Origin of the sequence: Stutzerimonas chloritidismutans AW-1, assembly GCF_000495915.1 — a bacterium.
Lineage (GTDB): Bacteria > Pseudomonadota > Gammaproteobacteria > Pseudomonadales > Pseudomonadaceae > Stutzerimonas > Stutzerimonas chloritidismutans.
In genome coordinates this window covers 165784-181606 of record NZ_AOFQ01000017.1, presented here as the reverse complement: position 1 = coordinate 181606, position 15823 = coordinate 165784, and the positions used below count along the sequence as shown (strand labels likewise).

19 protein-coding genes are annotated in these 15823 nt (G+C 64.6%); 14 read left to right on the top strand and 5 right to left on the bottom strand.

Annotated features, from left to right (window positions below; genetic code table 11):
• On the bottom strand, positions 1-715 hold a 715-nt coding region (locus F753_RS31625), incomplete at its 3' end, for a sensor histidine kinase (protein WP_031297360.1).
• A gap of 206 nt (positions 716-921) precedes the next feature.
• Here F753_RS31625 and argH point away from each other — a divergent pair.
• The 8 genes from argH (at position 922) to F753_RS31580 (ending at position 8980) form a co-directional block, all read left to right on the top strand.
• Complete coding sequence (argH, locus tag F753_RS31620) at positions 922-2316, top strand: argininosuccinate lyase (RefSeq protein ID WP_023444618.1); 1395 nt, start codon at positions 922-924, stop codon at positions 2314-2316.
• Positions 2313-2858: a P-loop NTPase family protein gene (locus F753_RS31615; protein WP_023444617.1), complete on the top strand. Its 546-nt coding sequence runs from the start codon at positions 2313-2315 to the stop codon at positions 2856-2858. Before argH ends, F753_RS31615 begins: the two co-directional genes overlap by 4 nt.
• A 23-nt stretch (positions 2859-2881) precedes the next feature.
• On the top strand, positions 2882-3361 hold the full coding sequence (locus F753_RS31610; RefSeq protein WP_023444616.1) for a GNAT family N-acetyltransferase: 480 nt from the start codon (positions 2882-2884) through the stop codon (positions 3359-3361).
• A 35-nt stretch (positions 3362-3396) separates the two neighbouring features.
• The gene (locus F753_RS31605) at positions 3397-4545 is read left to right on the top strand and encodes an NnrS family protein (protein WP_023444615.1); all 1149 of its coding nucleotides are present in this window, start codon (positions 3397-3399) and stop codon (positions 4543-4545) included.
• A 93-nt stretch (positions 4546-4638) separates the two neighbouring features.
• Positions 4639-5166 (top strand): hypothetical protein, encoded by a 528-nt coding sequence (locus F753_RS31600; protein ID WP_031297359.1) that lies wholly within the window; start codon positions 4639-4641, stop codon positions 5164-5166.
• Between the two features lie 72 nt (positions 5167-5238).
• Positions 5239-5682, top strand: coding sequence for a hypothetical protein (locus F753_RS48955; protein ID WP_023444613.1), 444 nt, complete (start codon positions 5239-5241; stop codon positions 5680-5682).
• A gap of 78 nt (positions 5683-5760) precedes the next feature.
• The gene (locus tag F753_RS31585; protein ID WP_014821758.1) at positions 5761-6006 is read left to right on the top strand and encodes a TIGR02647 family protein; all 246 of its coding nucleotides are present in this window, start codon (positions 5761-5763) and stop codon (positions 6004-6006) included.
• 151 nt (positions 6007-6157) lie between these two features.
• Positions 6158-8980 (top strand): class I adenylate cyclase, encoded by a 2823-nt coding sequence (locus tag F753_RS31580; protein WP_023444612.1) that lies wholly within the window; start codon positions 6158-6160, stop codon positions 8978-8980.
• A 175-nt stretch (positions 8981-9155) separates the two neighbouring features.
• On the opposite strand, the gene rnk is transcribed toward F753_RS31580, so the two are convergent.
• Positions 9156-9560 carry a nucleoside diphosphate kinase regulator gene (gene rnk, locus F753_RS31575; RefSeq protein ID WP_014821760.1) on the bottom strand — a complete coding sequence of 135 codons (405 nt, stop codon included), beginning with the start codon at positions 9558-9560 and terminating at the stop codon, positions 9156-9158.
• Between the two features lie 160 nt (positions 9561-9720).
• On the bottom strand, positions 9721-10053 hold the full coding sequence (gene cyaY, locus F753_RS31570) for an iron donor protein CyaY (protein WP_003301128.1): 333 nt from the start codon (positions 10051-10053) through the stop codon (positions 9721-9723).
• Positions 10054-10242: 189 nt separating this feature from the next.
• Here cyaY and lptM point away from each other — a divergent pair, with 189 nt between their 5' ends.
• The 6 genes from lptM (at position 10243) to F753_RS31540 (ending at position 14840) form a co-directional block, all read left to right on the top strand.
• Positions 10243-10383 carry an LPS translocon maturation chaperone LptM gene (gene lptM / locus F753_RS31565; RefSeq protein ID WP_014821761.1) on the top strand — a complete coding sequence of 47 codons (141 nt, stop codon included), beginning with the start codon at positions 10243-10245 and terminating at the stop codon, positions 10381-10383.
• A gap of 12 nt (positions 10384-10395) precedes the next feature.
• A complete protein-coding gene (gene lysA / locus F753_RS31560; RefSeq protein WP_015278424.1) occupies positions 10396-11643 on the top strand; it encodes a diaminopimelate decarboxylase in 1248 nt (415 codons plus the stop codon).
• 10 nt (positions 11644-11653) lie between these two features.
• Positions 11654-12484, top strand: a complete 831-nt coding sequence (gene dapF / locus F753_RS31555) for a diaminopimelate epimerase (RefSeq protein ID WP_023444611.1) — start codon at positions 11654-11656, stop codon at positions 12482-12484.
• Positions 12481-13176, top strand: a complete 696-nt coding sequence (locus F753_RS31550; RefSeq protein ID WP_023444610.1) for a DUF484 family protein — start codon at positions 12481-12483, stop codon at positions 13174-13176. The genes dapF and F753_RS31550 overlap by 4 nt, the downstream gene beginning before the upstream one ends.
• Before the next feature lie 66 nt (positions 13177-13242).
• Positions 13243-14142, top strand: coding sequence for a tyrosine recombinase XerC (xerC, locus tag F753_RS31545; RefSeq protein WP_014821765.1), 900 nt, complete (start codon positions 13243-13245; stop codon positions 14140-14142).
• The gene (locus F753_RS31540; RefSeq protein ID WP_023444609.1) at positions 14139-14840 is read left to right on the top strand and encodes an HAD family hydrolase; all 702 of its coding nucleotides are present in this window, start codon (positions 14139-14141) and stop codon (positions 14838-14840) included. Before xerC ends, F753_RS31540 begins: the two co-directional genes overlap by 4 nt.
• 71 nt (positions 14841-14911) lie before the next feature.
• On the opposite strand, the gene sutA is transcribed toward F753_RS31540, so the two are convergent.
• Positions 14912-15241 carry a transcriptional regulator SutA gene (gene sutA / locus F753_RS31535; protein WP_023444608.1) on the bottom strand — a complete coding sequence of 110 codons (330 nt, stop codon included), beginning with the start codon at positions 15239-15241 and terminating at the stop codon, positions 14912-14914.
• Between the two features lie 78 nt (positions 15242-15319).
• Positions 15320-15745, bottom strand: a complete 426-nt coding sequence (locus tag F753_RS31530; RefSeq protein WP_014821767.1) for a secondary thiamine-phosphate synthase enzyme YjbQ — start codon at positions 15743-15745, stop codon at positions 15320-15322.
• Between the last annotated feature and the right edge of the window lie 78 nt (positions 15746-15823).

The window sequence follows — 15823 nt, the reverse complement described above, 5'->3', positions numbered from 1 at the left end:
CCCCCTGCCAGTCCATCTGTAGACGGTCGCCCAGGCGATATTGTTCGATCGACAGGTAGCGCCGCGACAACTCCAGCTCCTCGCTCCAGGCCACCAACGTGCCGGGTCGGGCCAGGCTGGCACGGAACAGGTCCGACAGATCCAGCACCGCCTGCTCTGCCTTGACCGGATCGCTGGCCACCAGTGCGGCGATGCTGTTGAGGCTGTTGAACAGGAAATGCGGACGGATGCGCGCCTGCAGCGACTCGATCCGTGCCCGCAGTTCGGCCTGCTCCTGGCGGCGCCACTGGCTCTGCAGATAGAAATAGCGTAGCAACAGCCCGGACATGATCAGGCTGATCAGCGCGTGACGCAGGTAGAGATTGACCTCTCCGTCGCGCGAAAGCGGGCCGCCGAGCTGGTAGATATCGGCCACCGCGGTGCAGGCCAGGGTCAGCCCGACCACCAGCGCGCAGCAGGCCAGCCCGGCGAAGGCAGTGCGCAGACGCGCCAGCACGGGTCGCAGCAGACACATGGTGCCGGCCGAGAGCAGCACGATCCACTGCACGAACAACGACGTCAGCGCCAGCCGCATCCAGTCAAAGCCAGGCTGCATCGGCTCGGCCAGCACCAGCACGAACACCAGCAACTCGGCGAGCAGGACCAGGCCAAGCAAGGCATCGGGCTGGCACAGCTCGGGGACGAAGAAGTCATCGGATACGGCAGTGGATTTCACGCGCTTCAGCCTGTGGTTTACCTGCCCGGCAGTTTCCTTGCACACCCGGTCAACGGCAAGCCGGGCGCCGGTCAGCCAAGTGGAATAATCCGGAATTGCCAGCCAGCTCACCCTTCGCCGCCGTAGCGGCGACGTCCCCGCCAGCGGCACCATCCCTGTTATCATCGCCGCCTTTCCTCAGCCTTCGGATTTCAGCGAGCGCATACATGAGCACCGACAAGACCAACCAGTCCTGGGGCGGCCGTTTCAGCGAGCCCGTCGACGCCTTCGTCGCCCGATTCACCGCCTCCGTCGAGTTCGACAAGCGCCTCTACCGCCACGACATCATGGGTTCGATCGCCCATGCGACGATGCTGGAGAAAGCCGGCGTGCTGAACGCCGATGAACGTGATCAGATCATCGCCAATCTGAAAGACATTCAGGGCGAGATCGAGGCCGGCACCTTCGACTGGCGCGTCGACCTGGAAGACGTGCACATGAACATCGAAGCACGCCTGACCGACCGCATCGGAGTGACCGGCAAGAAGCTGCACACCGGCCGCTCGCGCAACGACCAGGTCGCCACCGACATCCGCCTGTGGCTGCGTGACGAAATCGACCTGATCCTCGGCGAAATCACCCGTCTTCAAGAAGGCCTTCTGGGTCTGGCGGATGCCGAAGCGGACACCATCATGCCCGGCTTCACCCACCTGCAGACCGCGCAGCCGGTGACCTTCGGCCACCATCTGCTGGCCTGGTTCGAGATGCTTAGCCGCGACTACGAGCGCCTGGTCGACTGCCGCAAGCGCACCAACCGCATGCCGCTGGGTTCGGCCGCACTGGCCGGCACCACCTATCCGATCCAGCGGGAGATCACCTGCGAACTGCTGGGCTTCGAAGCGATCTCCGGCAACTCGCTGGATGGCGTCTCGGATCGCGACTTCGCCATCGAATTCTGCGCCGCCGCCTCGGTGGCGATGATGCACCTGTCGCGCTTCTCCGAAGAGCTGGTGCTCTGGACCAGCGCGCAGTTCCAGTTCATCGACCTGCCAGATCGCTTCTGCACCGGCTCATCGATCATGCCGCAGAAGAAGAATCCCGACGTACCCGAGCTGGTGCGCGGCAAGACCGGCCGCGTATTCGGCGCGCTGGCTGGCCTGCTGGTGCTGATGAAGGGCCAGCCGCTGGCTTACAACAAGGACAATCAGGAAGACAAGGAGCCGCTGTTCGACGCCGCCGACACCTTGCGCGACAGCCTGCGCGCCTTTGCCGACATGGTTCCGGCGATCAAACCCAAGCGCGAAATCATGCGCGAAGCGGCGCTGCGCGGCTTCTCCACCGCGACGGATCTCGCCGATTACCTGGTGCGCAAGGGACTGCCCTTCCGCGACTGCCACGAGATCGTCGGCCACGCGGTGAAGTACGGCGTGCAGACCGGCAAGGACCTGGCCGAGATGAGCCTCGACGAGCTGCGCCAGTTCAGCGACCAGATCACTGACGACGTGTTCGCCGTGCTGACCCTGGAAGGCTCGGTGAACGCCCGCGACCATATCGGCGGCACCGCGCCGAACCAGGTACGCGCCGCGGTGGCTCGTGGCAAGAATCTGCTGGCGACTAGATGATCACGTCTGGCCGCCGTATTTCGGTGGTCGGCTGTTCAGGTGCCGGCAAGGCCATGCTGTCGCGCCGTCTGGCGCAGCAGCTCGGTTATCGCCATATCGAGCTGGATGCCCTGTTCCATCAACCGGGCTGGCAGCCGTTGCCCACCGAGCAGTTTCAGCAGGCGACCCGTGATGCGCTGCAGGGCGACGGCTGGGGAGCAGAAGGCAATTATTCGGCGGTACGCCCGTTGGTGCGAGAGCGCTCGGACATGGTGATCTGGCTGGATCTGCCACGCCACAAGGTAATGCGCCAGGTCATCTGGCGCACCCTGCGACGCCTGGCCTGCCGTGAGGAGTTGTGGAATGGCAACCGCGAGCGCTGGAGCAATTTATTCAAATTGAACCCACGCCAATCCATCCTGGCCTGGTCGTGGACCCGCCACCCGGTTTACCGGCAGCGCTACGCCGAGGAAATGCGTAACGCACCGCCATCCTGCCAATACCTACGACTGGACTCACGGCAGGCCATCAACGCCTTTCTGGCAAACCTGTCGTCCCGTTAAACCTTATTGAGGGCCAGCCTGTAATGTTTCTGCACATTCGCCCCGCGGTTCGCGAAGACGCCGCGCTGATCCTGCGCTTTATCACCGACCTGGCCATCTACGAAAAGGCCGAGCACGAGGTCAAGACAGACGTCGCCGGCATCGAGAACAGCCTGTTCGCTGACGGCAGCACCGCCCATGGCCTGATCTGCGAGCTGGACGGCGTGCCGATCGGTTATGCGGTGTATTTCTTCAACTACTCGACCTGGCTGGGCAAGCACGGCCTGTATCTGGAAGACCTTTACGTCACCCCGCAGCAGCGTGGCGTCGGTGCCGGCAAGGCGTTGCTGCGTCATCTGGCCAAATTGGCGGTGGCACGCGGCTGCGGGCGCTTCGAGTGGTCGGTGCTGGACTGGAATCAGCCAGCCATCGACTTCTACGAATCCATCGGCGCCCGGCCGCAGAGCGAGTGGATCGGCTACCGCCTTGCCGGCAACGCACTGTCAGAGTTCGCGGCAGGTTGAGCAATCGTTCCAGCACGCCTGCGCCACCAGCCGCGATGCCGCCGCGCAAAGCGCGCCTGCCCTTTGCCAATGCCTGGTTCTTCCCGGCTGCCGCGCTCTACGCGGCGCTGATCCTGCCGTATTCGGTACTGGCACTACTTGGCCTGCTTCCCGCGTTGCCCGGGCTCGCCACATCCGCCGGTCACGCCCACGAAATGCTCTTCGGCTTCGCCCTGGCGGTGATCGCCGGCTACCTGCTCGGCCCGCAGCGACTGCGCTTTACCCTGACGCTGCTCGGCTGCTGGGCGCTGGCACGACTGAGCTTCCTGCTGTGGCCGGGCTCGTGGCTGGCACTGATCTGCGCCGCCGCCTTTGCCACCGGTCTTGCCTGGAAAGTGTTGCCGCGCTTTCTCGGCGCCGCGAAGAAATGGCGTAACCAGAGCGTCGCACCCGTGGTCGCCGGGCTGAGTCTGCTCAGCGCCATCGCCAGCGGCGGCTTTGGAGCTAGCTACGACCGCCTCATGCTGGAGGAGGCGCTGCTATTGCTCGCCACCCTGATGTTCTTCATGGGCGGACGGATCATCGCGCCAGCCATCGCCGGTTACGCGCAGAGCCGGGGATGGCGACTGGATGCGCGGGTGCAGCCGCAGATCGAAGGCGCCGTGCTGATCCTGCTCGGCCTCGCCCTGCTGTTGAATCTCCTGCCCTGGCCGCTGACCCGGCAACTCACCGGCGCCGTACTGGTCGCCGCTGCCGTACTCACGACCATCCGCCTGCTGCGCTGGCAACCCTGGCGCTGCGCGCGGCCGGAGTTGCTGACGCTGCTGCTCGGCTATGCCTGGCTCGCCATTGGCCTGCTATTGCTTGGCCTGGGTACGCTGCTACCGGCGCTGCCATTGAACGCAACGCTGCACGCCTTGACCGTCGGCGCGTTGGGCAGCCTGACTTTCGCGGTCATGGCCCGCACGCGGCTGATCTACCGTTTCCGCGATCCCGGGGCGCAGCCCTGGATACAGGGCGTGGCGTTGCTGATCACCCTGGCGGCGCTGGCTCGCGTGCTGCCCGCCCTGCTGAGTCAGCCTCACCCAGCCTGGCTGCTGCTCGCCGCCGGTTGCTGGTCGCTGGCCTTTCTGGCGCTGACCTTGCTGCTCTGGCGTTGTCGCGACGCGCACGCGGACAGCCCTCGCGGCAACGCTGACAACTGAGTCATCAACCGGAACTCTCACGCATTACGCTTGACCTACATGCAACCGCCGGCGATTCCTCCCATCTCCGCCGCCGCATTCGCCGAGGCCTGCATGACCGATCTGCGCACCCTGCTGCTGAATCAGGACACCCAGGGCGCCGAGCTCTTCGACTCGCCCAAGGAACGCCTGATCTTCTACCGCTCCGAAATCCATTTCGAATCTTCCCTGCTGGCCGAACGCACCAGCGCCTACCTGTCGTCGCAGTCGTTCCTGATGATTGCCTTCGCCTCGTCGATGGCCAACAGTAACCCTGAGTGGGGCGAGCTGTTCCGCCTGGTGGTGCCGGCGATTCTCTCGGTGCTCGGCCTCATCACATCGCTGCACGCGATGCCCGGCATCAAGTCCAATTTCGACGTCATCGAGCGCTGGCATCAGAAACAGTCCGAACTGCTGCAGCTCGAAGGCCGCGTCGGCATGCTTCCGAACAACGAATCGGCGCTGTTCGGCGAAGGCAGCAGCCCGGTAGGTGGGCCTCGCTACAAGCGCACCCTGCTGTTTTCGCTGCGCACGCCAATCATCTTTTCGCTGGTCTGGAGCGCATTTGGCCTGCTCTGCCTGGCCCTGAGCCTGATGGACTGACGCACCGCACACCGCCGCATTGCTCCACGCGGCAGCAGCTGCTTAGCTGGACGCATCCGTATGGAGGAACCCATGTCCGATTCAGACCGCCCCCGCTATCGCGTTGATGCTGATCGCCAGGCCGCCCAACGCCGGGTACGCTACGTCGAAACCAACCGGCCGGATGACGGCAGCTGCACGATCTGCCAGCTGGACGCAGAAAATCCGGCACCGCTCGACGAGACCCCCGCCATGGCGCAAGACAACCCCAGCAACGATGAAGATGAAGCGTTCGCCGAAGAGACCCTGATCCAGGCGATCGAGAACCAGCTTGAAGCCGGTGAGCCCGCGGCCACCCAGGCCACGCTGAACAAGCTGACGCTGGTCGGCTACGAGCGCGACGAATGCCTGCAGATGATGGCGCTGGTCCTCGCCCATGAGATCCGCGCGATGCTCAGCGAGGACCGCCCTTTCGACGGTGCCGCCTACGAGGCCATGCTGCGCAAGCTGCCGGAACTGCCGGAAGCATCCGAATAGGATCTGGATCAAGGCAGGGCCACCGACAGCATCTACACTCAGCAAACAGGGCATGAGCCCACCATCCGAGGAGCGAGCATGTCGTACACCCCTGAGCTGGTTGCCGAACTGGACGTACTCCGACAGTTCAATCTGGAAAATCTGCAGGAAGGGCTGAAGGTGCATCACGAAGCCAGCCCCGCCACCATCGCCGCTTTTGGCCGCCTCCACGCCAAGGGCCTGATCACCCAGGCCGACGGCGGTTACCTCACCAGCCTTGGCCGCGACGCGGCCGAACAGGCGCAAACGCTGCATACCATCCTCTCGGAAACCGTCACGGCCTGACATCGCCATGCCGTTCCGCTTCACCAGTCCAGGGCACGGATGACGCCGGCCCTGGCCGTTGGTCGCTCACTGCAGGCAAACTTGCACCGCACCTCAAGCCGCACGCCGATTGGCCGATGAACAGGGGTTAGCCTCGCCTGCACGAACCACAATGACCCGCACCCAGCACATCCACCCGATTCTCGAAGAAGGTATCGACCGCAAGGTGCTGACCACGCTGCGGGCGCGCTTTCTCGCGGTCAACTCCGCACGCCTGGAGCGGGCCCTGCAGGCCATGTCGACGCGCCAGCAGCAGGTACTCAAGCTGCTGCCGCTGCTGTTTCACGTCAACCATCCGATTCTCCCCGGCTATGTCTCGGCGACTACCCCTGCCGGACTCGCGCACTTCGTGCCGGACGCCGAACAGCTCGCCGAAGCACAGCGCCTGAGCCGCTCGTTCGCCTACAAGCCGGCGCGCGGAAAACTGCCGCAGCCGATACTCGGCCTGTTCCTCATGGGCAGCCTCGGCACCGTGGCGCAGGACGAGCACAGCGATCTGGACGTGTGGGTCTGCCACGATCCCGCCCTGGACGCCGGCCAGATCGAGGAACTGCGCCGCAAGTGCGAACTGCTGCAAGCCTGGGCGGCGAGCCAAGGCAGCGAAGCGCACTTCTTTCTGGTCGATCCGCAACGCTTCACCCAGGGCCAGCGCGAAGCCAGGCTGACCTCCGATGACTGTGGCACCACCCAGCACTACCTGCTGCTCGACGAGTTCTACCGCACGGCGCTCTGGCTCGGCGGGCGCACCCCGCTCTGGTGGCTGGTGCCGGACTACGAGGAGCACCGCTACGACGAATATGTGGCGACGCTGCTGGCCAAGCGCTTCGTGCGCGCCGACGAAGTACTCGACCTCGGCCACCTGGGCCAGGTGCCGCCCGGCGAGTTCGTCGGCGCCGGACTCTGGCAGCTCTACAAGGCCATAGCCTCGCCCTACAAATCGCTGTTCAAGCTGCTGCTGGTGGAGGTGTATGCCAGCCAGTATCCGCAGCTGCGCTGCCTGGCGCTGGACTTCAAACAGGCCATCTATCAAGGGCGGTTCGATCTGAACGAGCTCGACCCGTATATCGCCGCCTACCTTGCCATCGAGCGTTACCTCGGCGCGCGCGGCGACCACGAGCGCCTGGAGCTGGCGCGCCGCTGCCTGTACCTGAAGATCAATCGCCCGCTGAGCCGGCCGCCGGTCAACCGCAACAAGAGCTGGCAGCGCAGCCTGCTCGAGCGGCTGACCCACGACTGGCATTGGGACGAGCGGCAGTTCGCACTGCTCGACAACCGTGGCCACTGGAAAGTGCGGCAGGTCAGCCAGGAACGCCGCGTGCTGGTCAACGAACTGACCTACGGCTACCGCTTTCTCAGCGACTTCACCCGACGCCTTCAGGCCACCAGTCCGCTCACCAGTCGCGACCTCGGCGTACTGGGTCGTCGCCTGTACGCCGCGATCGAACGCAAGGCCGGCAAGGTCGAGGTGGTCAATCTTGGTATCTCGCCGGATATGGCTGAACACAGCCTGACCCTGGTGCACGATTACGACGCTGCGGGCGATGTGCGCTGGTCGCTCTATCAGGGCCAGCTCACCGCGCCGGAACTGAGCAATTTCGCCCCATTGAAGCGCTCTCGCGAGCTGGTCGCGCTGCTGGCCTGGTGTCACCGCAACGGCGTGGTGGATGTCAGCACCCACCTGTCCCTGTTCCCTGGCGACAGCGGCCTTAGCGAAGCGGAACTGTTCGCCCTGTTCAGCGACCTGCGCCGTGCGCTGCCGATGCCGCTATGCCCGGTGGACGAAGAAGCGCTACTGGCCGCGAGCAAACCAAGCCGGGTGCTGCTGCTGATCAACATCGGCCTGGACCCCACCCAGCAAGCCCCAACAGCATCTGCCATCGGCGAGCAGTCGATGCTGAACGCGGCGCCAGAAAGCCTGGTGCTGAGCGTGGACCAGGTCACGCTCAACAGCTGGAACGAGATGCTGGTGACCCGCTACGAAGGGCCGAAGGCGCTGCCGCTGTGCCTGCGCGATTATCTGGATAGCCTCGAGCGGGTCGTGCAGGCACCGCAACTGCAGGTCTTCTGCTTCGCCCGCAATCGCGGACAGGCCATCGCGCGGCGGGTCGAGCAGATATTCGAGGATGCCCGCCAGAGCCTTGCCAGCGTCGCTCATGGACGCTACCTGCTTCAGGTTCGCCAGCATTTCCACATGCTGCAGCGCGACGCTGACGCGCTGCGTCTCACCCACCTGAGCGATCGCGCCGCACTGCTCGAACACCTTGGCGAGGCTCACCACGCCTACAGCCCGCTCCGTCTCGATCGTGCGGCGCTGGACGGTGACGATCTGGCGCTGATTCTTGCGCAAGGCCGCCCGGGATGCCTGCAGGTGTTCTACCGCACGGCCGGGGAAATCGCCGAACTCAGCGTGCTCGATGAATGCAATGCCCTCTGGCGCCAGCAGCTGCCCTATCGCGACGAGCGCACCCTGCTGCGCCCGCTGATGCGCTTTCTCGAGTCGATGCTGTATCGGCGTAACGCGCAGCAGCCCGGCCAAAGCCAGGAGCTGGTCGACCCGGCGATCCTCTTCTACCGCATTCAACCCGGACAAGACGCGCGACCGGCACAACTGGAACGAAGACCGGCGCCCCAGGGCGAGGTCAACGATCCGTTCTACGACGTGCAGGCGATTGTCGAAGCGGGCGAAAACGGTCGCTCGCAGGTCACCCTGTACTGTAACCATCAGGAGTTTTCCGGCCTGGAATATGGGGCCGAGCTGTTCGCCGCCGTGACACGCACGATCATTTCCCGACGCCGCGACGGCGAACGCTACCCCTGCTACATCACCGACCTCGACCTCACCGGCCTGCACGGCAGCGGACGCAGCCAGACGGTCCAGTACCTGCGCTACAAGGCGCGCCTGGAGGCAGCGCTGAACGCGGCAATGGAGTCATAAGAGGGCGCTGACGGGGCTTCAGTCAGCGTCTCGACGAGGTTCCGGCCTGACGAACCAGCTGCATTGCGCAGTGGCTATCCAACGCTTTTCGCGCCAACAAAGGCAGAGCTGCGGAAAGCTGCTACCAGCCCGATCGCAGCGGCGGCCAGGCTGATCATCTCGCAAGCGTCGCCCGTCAGAACGGATCGCCTGCCGCTTCGGGCTGGTATTCGATCGCGAGCAGAGTGAGCTTGATCATCTTGCCGGATGGAGTCGGCCAGTCGATGTGCTGGCCGACACTCATGCCCAGCAGCGCCGTACCGACCGGTGCGAGGACGGACACGGTGCCTTCCTTGCCGGCATCGTGGGGATAGACCAGCGTCAGGTGGTAGTCCTTGCCCGTGCCTTCGTCGCGGCAGTGCACGCGCGAATTCATGGTCACGACGCCCGCAGGCATCTCGCTGCGTTCCACGATCTGCGCCCGCGACAGTTCCTGCTCGAGCGCTTCGGCGGCCGGACCGTAGTCGTCCAGACTGTCGAGCAGCCGCTCAAGGCGCTGCAGATCGAGTTGGGTAAGGATGATCGGCGGTGCACTGGTCATGGGTTCTGGCAAGCTCCTGCGAAAAAATAAAACACGAAAAAAGCAAAACCCCGCCCGAAGGCGGGGTTTTGTTGACCTGCGGAGACACTATCACAGCAGCCCGAATAAGCAAGGGCCCCACCGGCAGAGCCCGGCTCGCGGGGGCTGCACGCAGATTGCGTCAGATATCCTCGAATTCCAGCGCTTCGCCGCCCTGCTCCAGCGTCACCCGCGAGAGCAGCTCTCCGAGGCGCTCGCCGCTTGCATCGCACAGCCACAGCTGGCTGCCTTCGTCGTAGTCGAAATGAAAGCCGCCGGAGCGCGCCGCGACCCACAGCTGGCGCAACGCGGGCTGGCGGCTGAGGATCAGCTGACTGCCGTTATCGAAGCGCACTGTCAGCACACCACCGGAGTTCTCCAGGTCGACGTCCAGACTGGTGTCATCGAATACGTCCTCGACGCTCTCCTGCACAGCATCGACCAGATCGTGATAACGGGCTTCGCTCAGGCTCATGCAACACTTCCTCGAATTGTTCTGCACGCGACGCGGGCCGCACGCGATGGCGGCGAGCTTAGCAGGGCGCAGCCGGATCAAGCGAGCCGCCCGCCAGCACGGCCGCCGTGTGACGTGCTGCTCGCATAGGCAATCCGCCGGGTGCTGGGTATACTCCGGCGATTAGATTTTTCAAGGATTCCAGTCCCCATGAAGCGCCTTCTGCTTCCCTTCATCGCACTCGCCGTCTTCGCCGCCGCGCTCAGCGGTTGTGGCCAGAAAGGTCCGCTGTACCTGCCGGATGACGAGAAAACCGTCAAAGAACGTTCCAAAGACCGTTTCGAACTCTAAAGGAGGCTGTTCATGGAGGCCTTCTCGTACCGCGACGGTCAACTCTTCGCGGAAGGCGTGGCACTGCCCGCACTTGCGCAACGCTTCGGCACCCCGACCTACGTCTATTCCCGCGCGCACATCGAAGCCCAGTACCGGGCCTATGCCGATGCGCTGGATGGCATGCCGCATCTGGTCTGCTTCGCCGTCAAAGCCAATTCGAACCTGGGCGTGCTAAACGTGCTGGCACGTCTCGGTGCCGGCTTCGACATCGTCTCGCGCGGTGAGCTGGAGCGCGTACTGGCCGCCGGCGGACAGCCGGACCGTATCGTCTTCTCTGGCGTCGGCAAGACCCGTGACGACATGCGCCGGGCGCTGGAAGTCGGCGTGCACTGCTTCAACGTGGAATCCACCGATGAGCTGGAGCGCCTGCAGCAGGTCGCCGCCGAGCTCGGCAAAAAGGCGCCGGTGTCGCTACGGGTCAATCCGGACGTCGATGCCGGCACCCACCCGTACATTTCCACAGGTCTCAAAGAGAACAAGTTCGGCATCGATATCGACAACGCCGAGGCGGTCTATGCCCGCGCAGCCGAGTTGCCGAACCTGGAAGTGGTCGGCGTCGATTGCCATATCGGTTCGCAGCTGACCAGCCTGCCGCCCTTCCTCGACGCGCTCGACCGCCTGCTCGCCTTGACCGATCGACTCGCTGCACGCGGCATCCAGATCCGCCATCTGGACCTCGGTGGCGGCCTCGGTGTGCGTTACCGTGACGAGCAGCCACCACTGGCAGGCGACTACATCCAGGCAGTGCGCCAGCGCATCGAAGGCCGCGGGCTGGCGCTGGTTTTCGAGCCAGGCCGCTCCATCGTCGCCAACGCCGGCGTGCTGCTGACCCGCGTGGAATACCTCAAGCACACCGCGCACAAGGATTTCGCCATCGTCGATGCGGCGATGAACGACCTGATCCGTCCGGCGCTGTACCAGGCGTGGATGAACGTCATCGCGGTGCAGCCGCACGAAGGCGATACGCGTCGCTACGACATCGTCGGACCGATCTGCGAAACCGGCGACTTCCTCGCCAAGGATCGCGAGCTGGCCCTGGTCGAAGGCGACCTGCTGGCGGTGTGTTCGGCCGGTGCCTACGGCTTCGTCATGAGCTCCAACTACAACACCCGCGGCCGCGCCGCCGAGGTGCTGGTGGACGGTGACCAGGCCTTCGAAGTGCGCCGTCGCGAGAGCGTTCAGGAGCTATACGCCGGCGAAAGCCTGCTGCCCACTTGAGGCCAAGATCATGCTTCTGCGCTTTACCAAGATGCACGGTCTGGGCAACGACTTCATGGTCATCGACCTGGTCAGCCAGCACGCGCACATTCAGCCCAAGCACGCCAAGCAGTGGGGCGATCGCCACACCGGAGTCGGTTTCGATCAGCTGCTGATCGTCGAACCGCCGCAGAATCCGGACGTGGATTTCCGCTACCGCATCTTCAATTCCGACGGTTCGGAAGTGGAGCAGTGCGGCAACGGCGCGCGCTGCTTCGCCCGCTTCGTGGTCGACAAGCGCCTGACCGTGAAACGCAAGATCAAGGTCGAAACCAAGGGCGGCATCATCGAGCTGGATATCCGTCCCGATGGGCAGATCCGCGTCGACATGGGTCCGCCGCGACTGGTGCCGTCCGAGATTCCGTTCCAGGCCGACCAGGAAGCCCTGAGCTATCCGCTCGAAGTCGATGGCCAGCGCGTCGAGTTGGCCGCCGTGTCCATGGGCAACCCCCATGCGGTGCTGCGCGTCGACAGCGTCGAGCAGGCACCTGTGCATGAACTCGGACCGAAGATCGAACATCACCCGCGCTTTCCGCAGCGGGTCAATGTCGGCTTCCTGCAGGTCGTCGATCGCCGCCATGCGCGGCTGCGCGTTTGGGAACGCGGCGCCGGGGAAACCCAGGCCTGCGGTACCGGCGCCTGCGCGGCTGCGGTCGCGGCAATACGCCAGGGCTGGATGGATTCGCCGGTACAGGTCGAGCTGCCGGGTGGCCGCCTGTCCATCGAATGGGCAGGTCCCGGGCAGCCGGTTATGATGACCGGCCCCGCCGTTCGTGTATTTGAAGGACAGGTTCGCCTATGACCGACCAGACCCAGGGCAGCACCCCGCTACCCGACGCCGAAGCCGTCGCCGCCTACCTGCGCGCCCATCCGGAATTCTTCGTCGATCACGACGAGCTGATCCCTGAGCTGCGCATCCCCCATCAGCCGGGCACCGCGGTGTCGCTGGTGGAGCGTCAGGTCAAGCTGCTGCGTGAGCGCAACATCGAGATGCGCCATCGTCTGTCGCAACTGATGGACGTGGCGCGCGACAACGACCGTCTGTTCGACAAGACCCGCCGCCTGGTGCTCGACCTGCTCGACGCCAGCAGCCTGGAAGAAGTGGTCAGCGCGGTGGAAGACAGCCTGCGCCACGAGTTCCAGGTGCCCTACGTCAGCCTGATCCTGTTCAGCGACGCGACACTGCCGGTGGGCCGCTGCGTCAGCACCGGCGAGGCACAGCAGAGCATCGGCGGTCTGCTCGACGGCGGCAAGACCATCTGCGGCGTGCTCCGCCCGCACGAGCTGAGCTTTCTGTTCGGCGCCGAAGACAGCAGCAGCGTGGGCTCCGCGGCGGTAGTCAGCCTGAAAAATCAGCTGGGCGTACTGGCGATCGGCAGCCCGGATCCACAGCACTACAAGAGCTCGCTGGGCACGCTGTTCCTCGGTTATATCGCCGAAGTGCTGACCCGCGTGCTGCCGCGCTTTGGTACGCCGCTGCGCTCGGTACGCTGAGCGCAATTGCCGACCAACGCCACGCACCACACGCGCCTGCTCGCGGCCTGAGGCTGGAGCCTGTTCATGCAGAACGAACTCGACGCCTACTTCGAACACCTGCGCAGCGCCCGGCAGCTGTCGGGCCACTCGCTGGACGGCTACCGCCGCGACCTGAACAAGCTGCTGACTTACTGCGAGCGCGAAAACATCGCCGAGTGGAATGCACTGCAAGGCCGACACCTGCGCCAGCTGGTCGGCGAGCTGCATCGCCAGGGCCAGTCCAGCCGCAGCGTGGCGCGCCTGCTCTCATCGGTGCGCGGCCTCTACCGCTACCTGAATCAGGAAGGCCTCTGCCAGCACGATCCGGCTACCGGCCTGTCCGCGCCGAAAGGTGAACGACGTCTTCCGAAGCTGCTGGATACCGATCGCGCCATGCAGCTGCTCGACGGTGGCGTCGAGGACGATTTCATCGGCCTGCGCGATCAGGCGATGCTCGAGCTGTTCTATTCATCCGGCCTGCGGCTTTCGGAACTGGTCAGCCTGAACCTCGACCAGCTCGACCTGCCTGCAGGCATGGTGCGAGTGCTCGGCAAGGGCAACAAGGTGCGCGAGCTGCCGGTAGGGCGAAAGGCGCGCGAGGCCTTGCAAGCCTGGTTGCCTGTACGTGCGCTCGCCAACCCGGCCGATGGCGCGGTATTCATCGGCCAGCAGGGTCGCCGTCTCGGCGCGCGGGCCGTGCAAGTGCGAGTGCGCCAGGCCGGAGTGCGCGAGCTTGGCCAGCACCTGCATCCACACATGTTGCGCCACAGCTTCGCCAGCCATCTGCTGGAGTCGTCGCAGGACCTGCGCTCGGTGCAGGAGCTGCTCGGCCATGCCGACATCGGCACCACGCAGATCTACACCCATCTGGACTTTCAGCACCTGGCCAAGGTCTACGATCAGGCGCATCCGCGCGCCAAGCGCAAGCAGGACACCGACACATGAGCATTCGCCTGATCACCTTCGACTTGGACGATACCTTCTGGGAAACCACGCCGGCCATCCAGAGCGCCGAGACCGCCCTGCGCGACTGGCTCGGCGTGCATGCACCGCGCCTGGGCGAATTTCCCGTCGAAGCCCTCGGCGCGATCCGCCGCATGCTGGTGGAGCAGGACTCGGCGCTGCGCCACCGTATCAGCGAGCTGCGCCGGCGCATCCTGCAGCACGCGCTGCACGATGCCGGCTATCCCGCCGCCGAAGCGGACGAGTTGGCCGAACAGGCCTTCCAGGTGTTTCTCGATGCGCGCCACCAGGTGCAGATTTTCCCGGACGTGCAGCCCACCCTGGAATTTCTCGCCAATCACTACACCCTCGGCGTGATCACCAACGGCAATGCCGACGTGCGCCGCCTGGGCCTGGCCGACTATTTCCAGTTCACCCTGTGCGCCGAGGAGCTGGGCGTCGGCAAGCCCGACCCGCATCCGTTCCAACAAGCCCTTCGCCTGGGCGATGCGCGCCCGGAACAGGCTGTGCACGTCGGCGACCACGCGTTGGATGACATCGCCGGAGCGCAACAGGCGGGCATGCGGGCGATCTGGTTCAACCCCAAGCGCGTCGCCTGGCCGCACGATTACCATCCCGATGCACAGATCCATAGCCTGGCCGAATTGCCCAAGCTGCTGCTCGACTGGCGCGGCGACTGAGCGAAAAGCCAGACGCCAGATGCGCAAAAGCCCGCCTTGGAGGCGGGCTTTTGCGCAATTCTTTTTGGTGCTCAGATAGGGCGACTGCCGTACTTGCTATCCGGCTTCTTCGGCGGGGCGGCGACCACATTGGGCTCGACTTCCTGCACTTGGCCGCCACGCGCGAGAAATTCTTCCATGGCTCGCGCCAGTGCATCGCGCTCCTTCTGCTTGGCTTCCAGGCTCGGCAGTTCGTCCGGCTCCACGGCCTTCGCCTTGGCCTTCTTGGCCGGCGTAGCGCGCTCGCTGTCGGTCCCTTCGTCGTCGAGACTGTCGTCGCCATCATCGGCAGCGTTCAGCTCTTCCCCTTCCTCCTCGTCGCTAACGTCCAGATCGTCTTGTTCTAGTTCTTCGTCGCTCATGTTCAACCTCATGGCCTTGCCAAAGCGGAGTAAGTTATAGCCCAGCGATGCGGAAAGACCGACACCGCCAAAAAAAATTCAACTTGCCGTCCCGTGCAGCGTTGCCACAATCTGCCGCGCGCCACCCTGGTCGCGGTGCTCTCCGAGATAGATGCCCTGCCAGGTACCGAGTGCCAGCCCCCCATCGCTGACCGGCAGGCTCAACTGGCAGCCGAGCAGGCTGGCCTTGAAATGCGCCGGCAGATCGTCCGGCCCTTCGTAGTCGTGCTCATAGCCTCCCTCACCCTGCGGCACCAGGCGATTGAAGAAGCGCTCGAAATCTCGCCGAACCGCTGCATCGGCATTCTCGTTGATCGTCAGCGAGGCCGAGGTATGCCGCAGCCACAGGTGTAACAGACCGACCCGGCATTGCCGCAGTTCCGGCAGTGCGTCGAGCAGCTCATCGGTGACCAGATGAAAGCCGCGTGGCCGCGCGCGCAAGGTGATCAGGGTCTGTTGCCACATGTTCGAAGACTCATGTTCAACGGCTGGTCGCGCGCATTCTAGCGTGGCGCCAAAAAAAACAAAGGGCGCCAAAAGGCG

Bases quoted from the DNA above. Each gene is read 5' to 3' on its own strand.
- argH (WP_023444618.1), top strand. From the start codon at position 922: ATGAGCACCGACAAGACCAACCAGTCCTGGGGCGGCCGTTTCAGCGAG.
- dapF (WP_023444611.1), top strand. From the start codon at position 11,654: ATGCTTCTGCGCTTTACCAAGATGCACGGTCTGGGCAACGACTTCATG.
- F753_RS31615 (WP_023444617.1), top strand. From the start codon at position 2,313: ATGATCACGTCTGGCCGCCGTATTTCGGTGGTCGGCTGTTCAGGTGCC.
- lptM (WP_014821761.1), top strand. From the start codon at position 10,243: ATGAAGCGCCTTCTGCTTCCCTTCATCGCACTCGCCGTCTTCGCCGCC.
- F753_RS31600 (WP_031297359.1), top strand. From the start codon at position 4,639: ATGACCGATCTGCGCACCCTGCTGCTGAATCAGGACACCCAGGGCGCC.
- sutA (WP_023444608.1), bottom strand. From the start codon at position 15,241: ATGAGCGACGAAGAACTAGAACAAGACGATCTGGACGTTAGCGACGAG.
- F753_RS31530 (WP_014821767.1), bottom strand. From the start codon at position 15,745: ATGTGGCAACAGACCCTGATCACCTTGCGCGCGCGGCCACGCGGCTTT.
- F753_RS31550 (WP_023444610.1), top strand. From the start codon at position 12,481: ATGACCGACCAGACCCAGGGCAGCACCCCGCTACCCGACGCCGAAGCC.
- cyaY (WP_003301128.1), bottom strand. From the start codon at position 10,053: ATGAGCCTGAGCGAAGCCCGTTATCACGATCTGGTCGATGCTGTGCAG.
- lysA (WP_015278424.1), top strand. From the start codon at position 10,396: ATGGAGGCCTTCTCGTACCGCGACGGTCAACTCTTCGCGGAAGGCGTG.
- F753_RS31540 (WP_023444609.1), top strand. From the start codon at position 14,139: ATGAGCATTCGCCTGATCACCTTCGACTTGGACGATACCTTCTGGGAA.
- F753_RS31610 (WP_023444616.1), top strand. From the start codon at position 2,882: ATGTTTCTGCACATTCGCCCCGCGGTTCGCGAAGACGCCGCGCTGATC.
- F753_RS31585 (WP_014821758.1), top strand. From the start codon at position 5,761: ATGTCGTACACCCCTGAGCTGGTTGCCGAACTGGACGTACTCCGACAG.
- F753_RS31605 (WP_023444615.1), top strand. From the start codon at position 3,397: ATGCCGCCGCGCAAAGCGCGCCTGCCCTTTGCCAATGCCTGGTTCTTC.
- xerC (WP_014821765.1), top strand. From the start codon at position 13,243: ATGCAGAACGAACTCGACGCCTACTTCGAACACCTGCGCAGCGCCCGG.
- rnk (WP_014821760.1), bottom strand. From the start codon at position 9,560: ATGACCAGTGCACCGCCGATCATCCTTACCCAACTCGATCTGCAGCGC.
- F753_RS31580 (WP_023444612.1), top strand. From the start codon at position 6,158: ATGACCCGCACCCAGCACATCCACCCGATTCTCGAAGAAGGTATCGAC.
- F753_RS48955 (WP_023444613.1), top strand. From the start codon at position 5,239: ATGTCCGATTCAGACCGCCCCCGCTATCGCGTTGATGCTGATCGCCAG.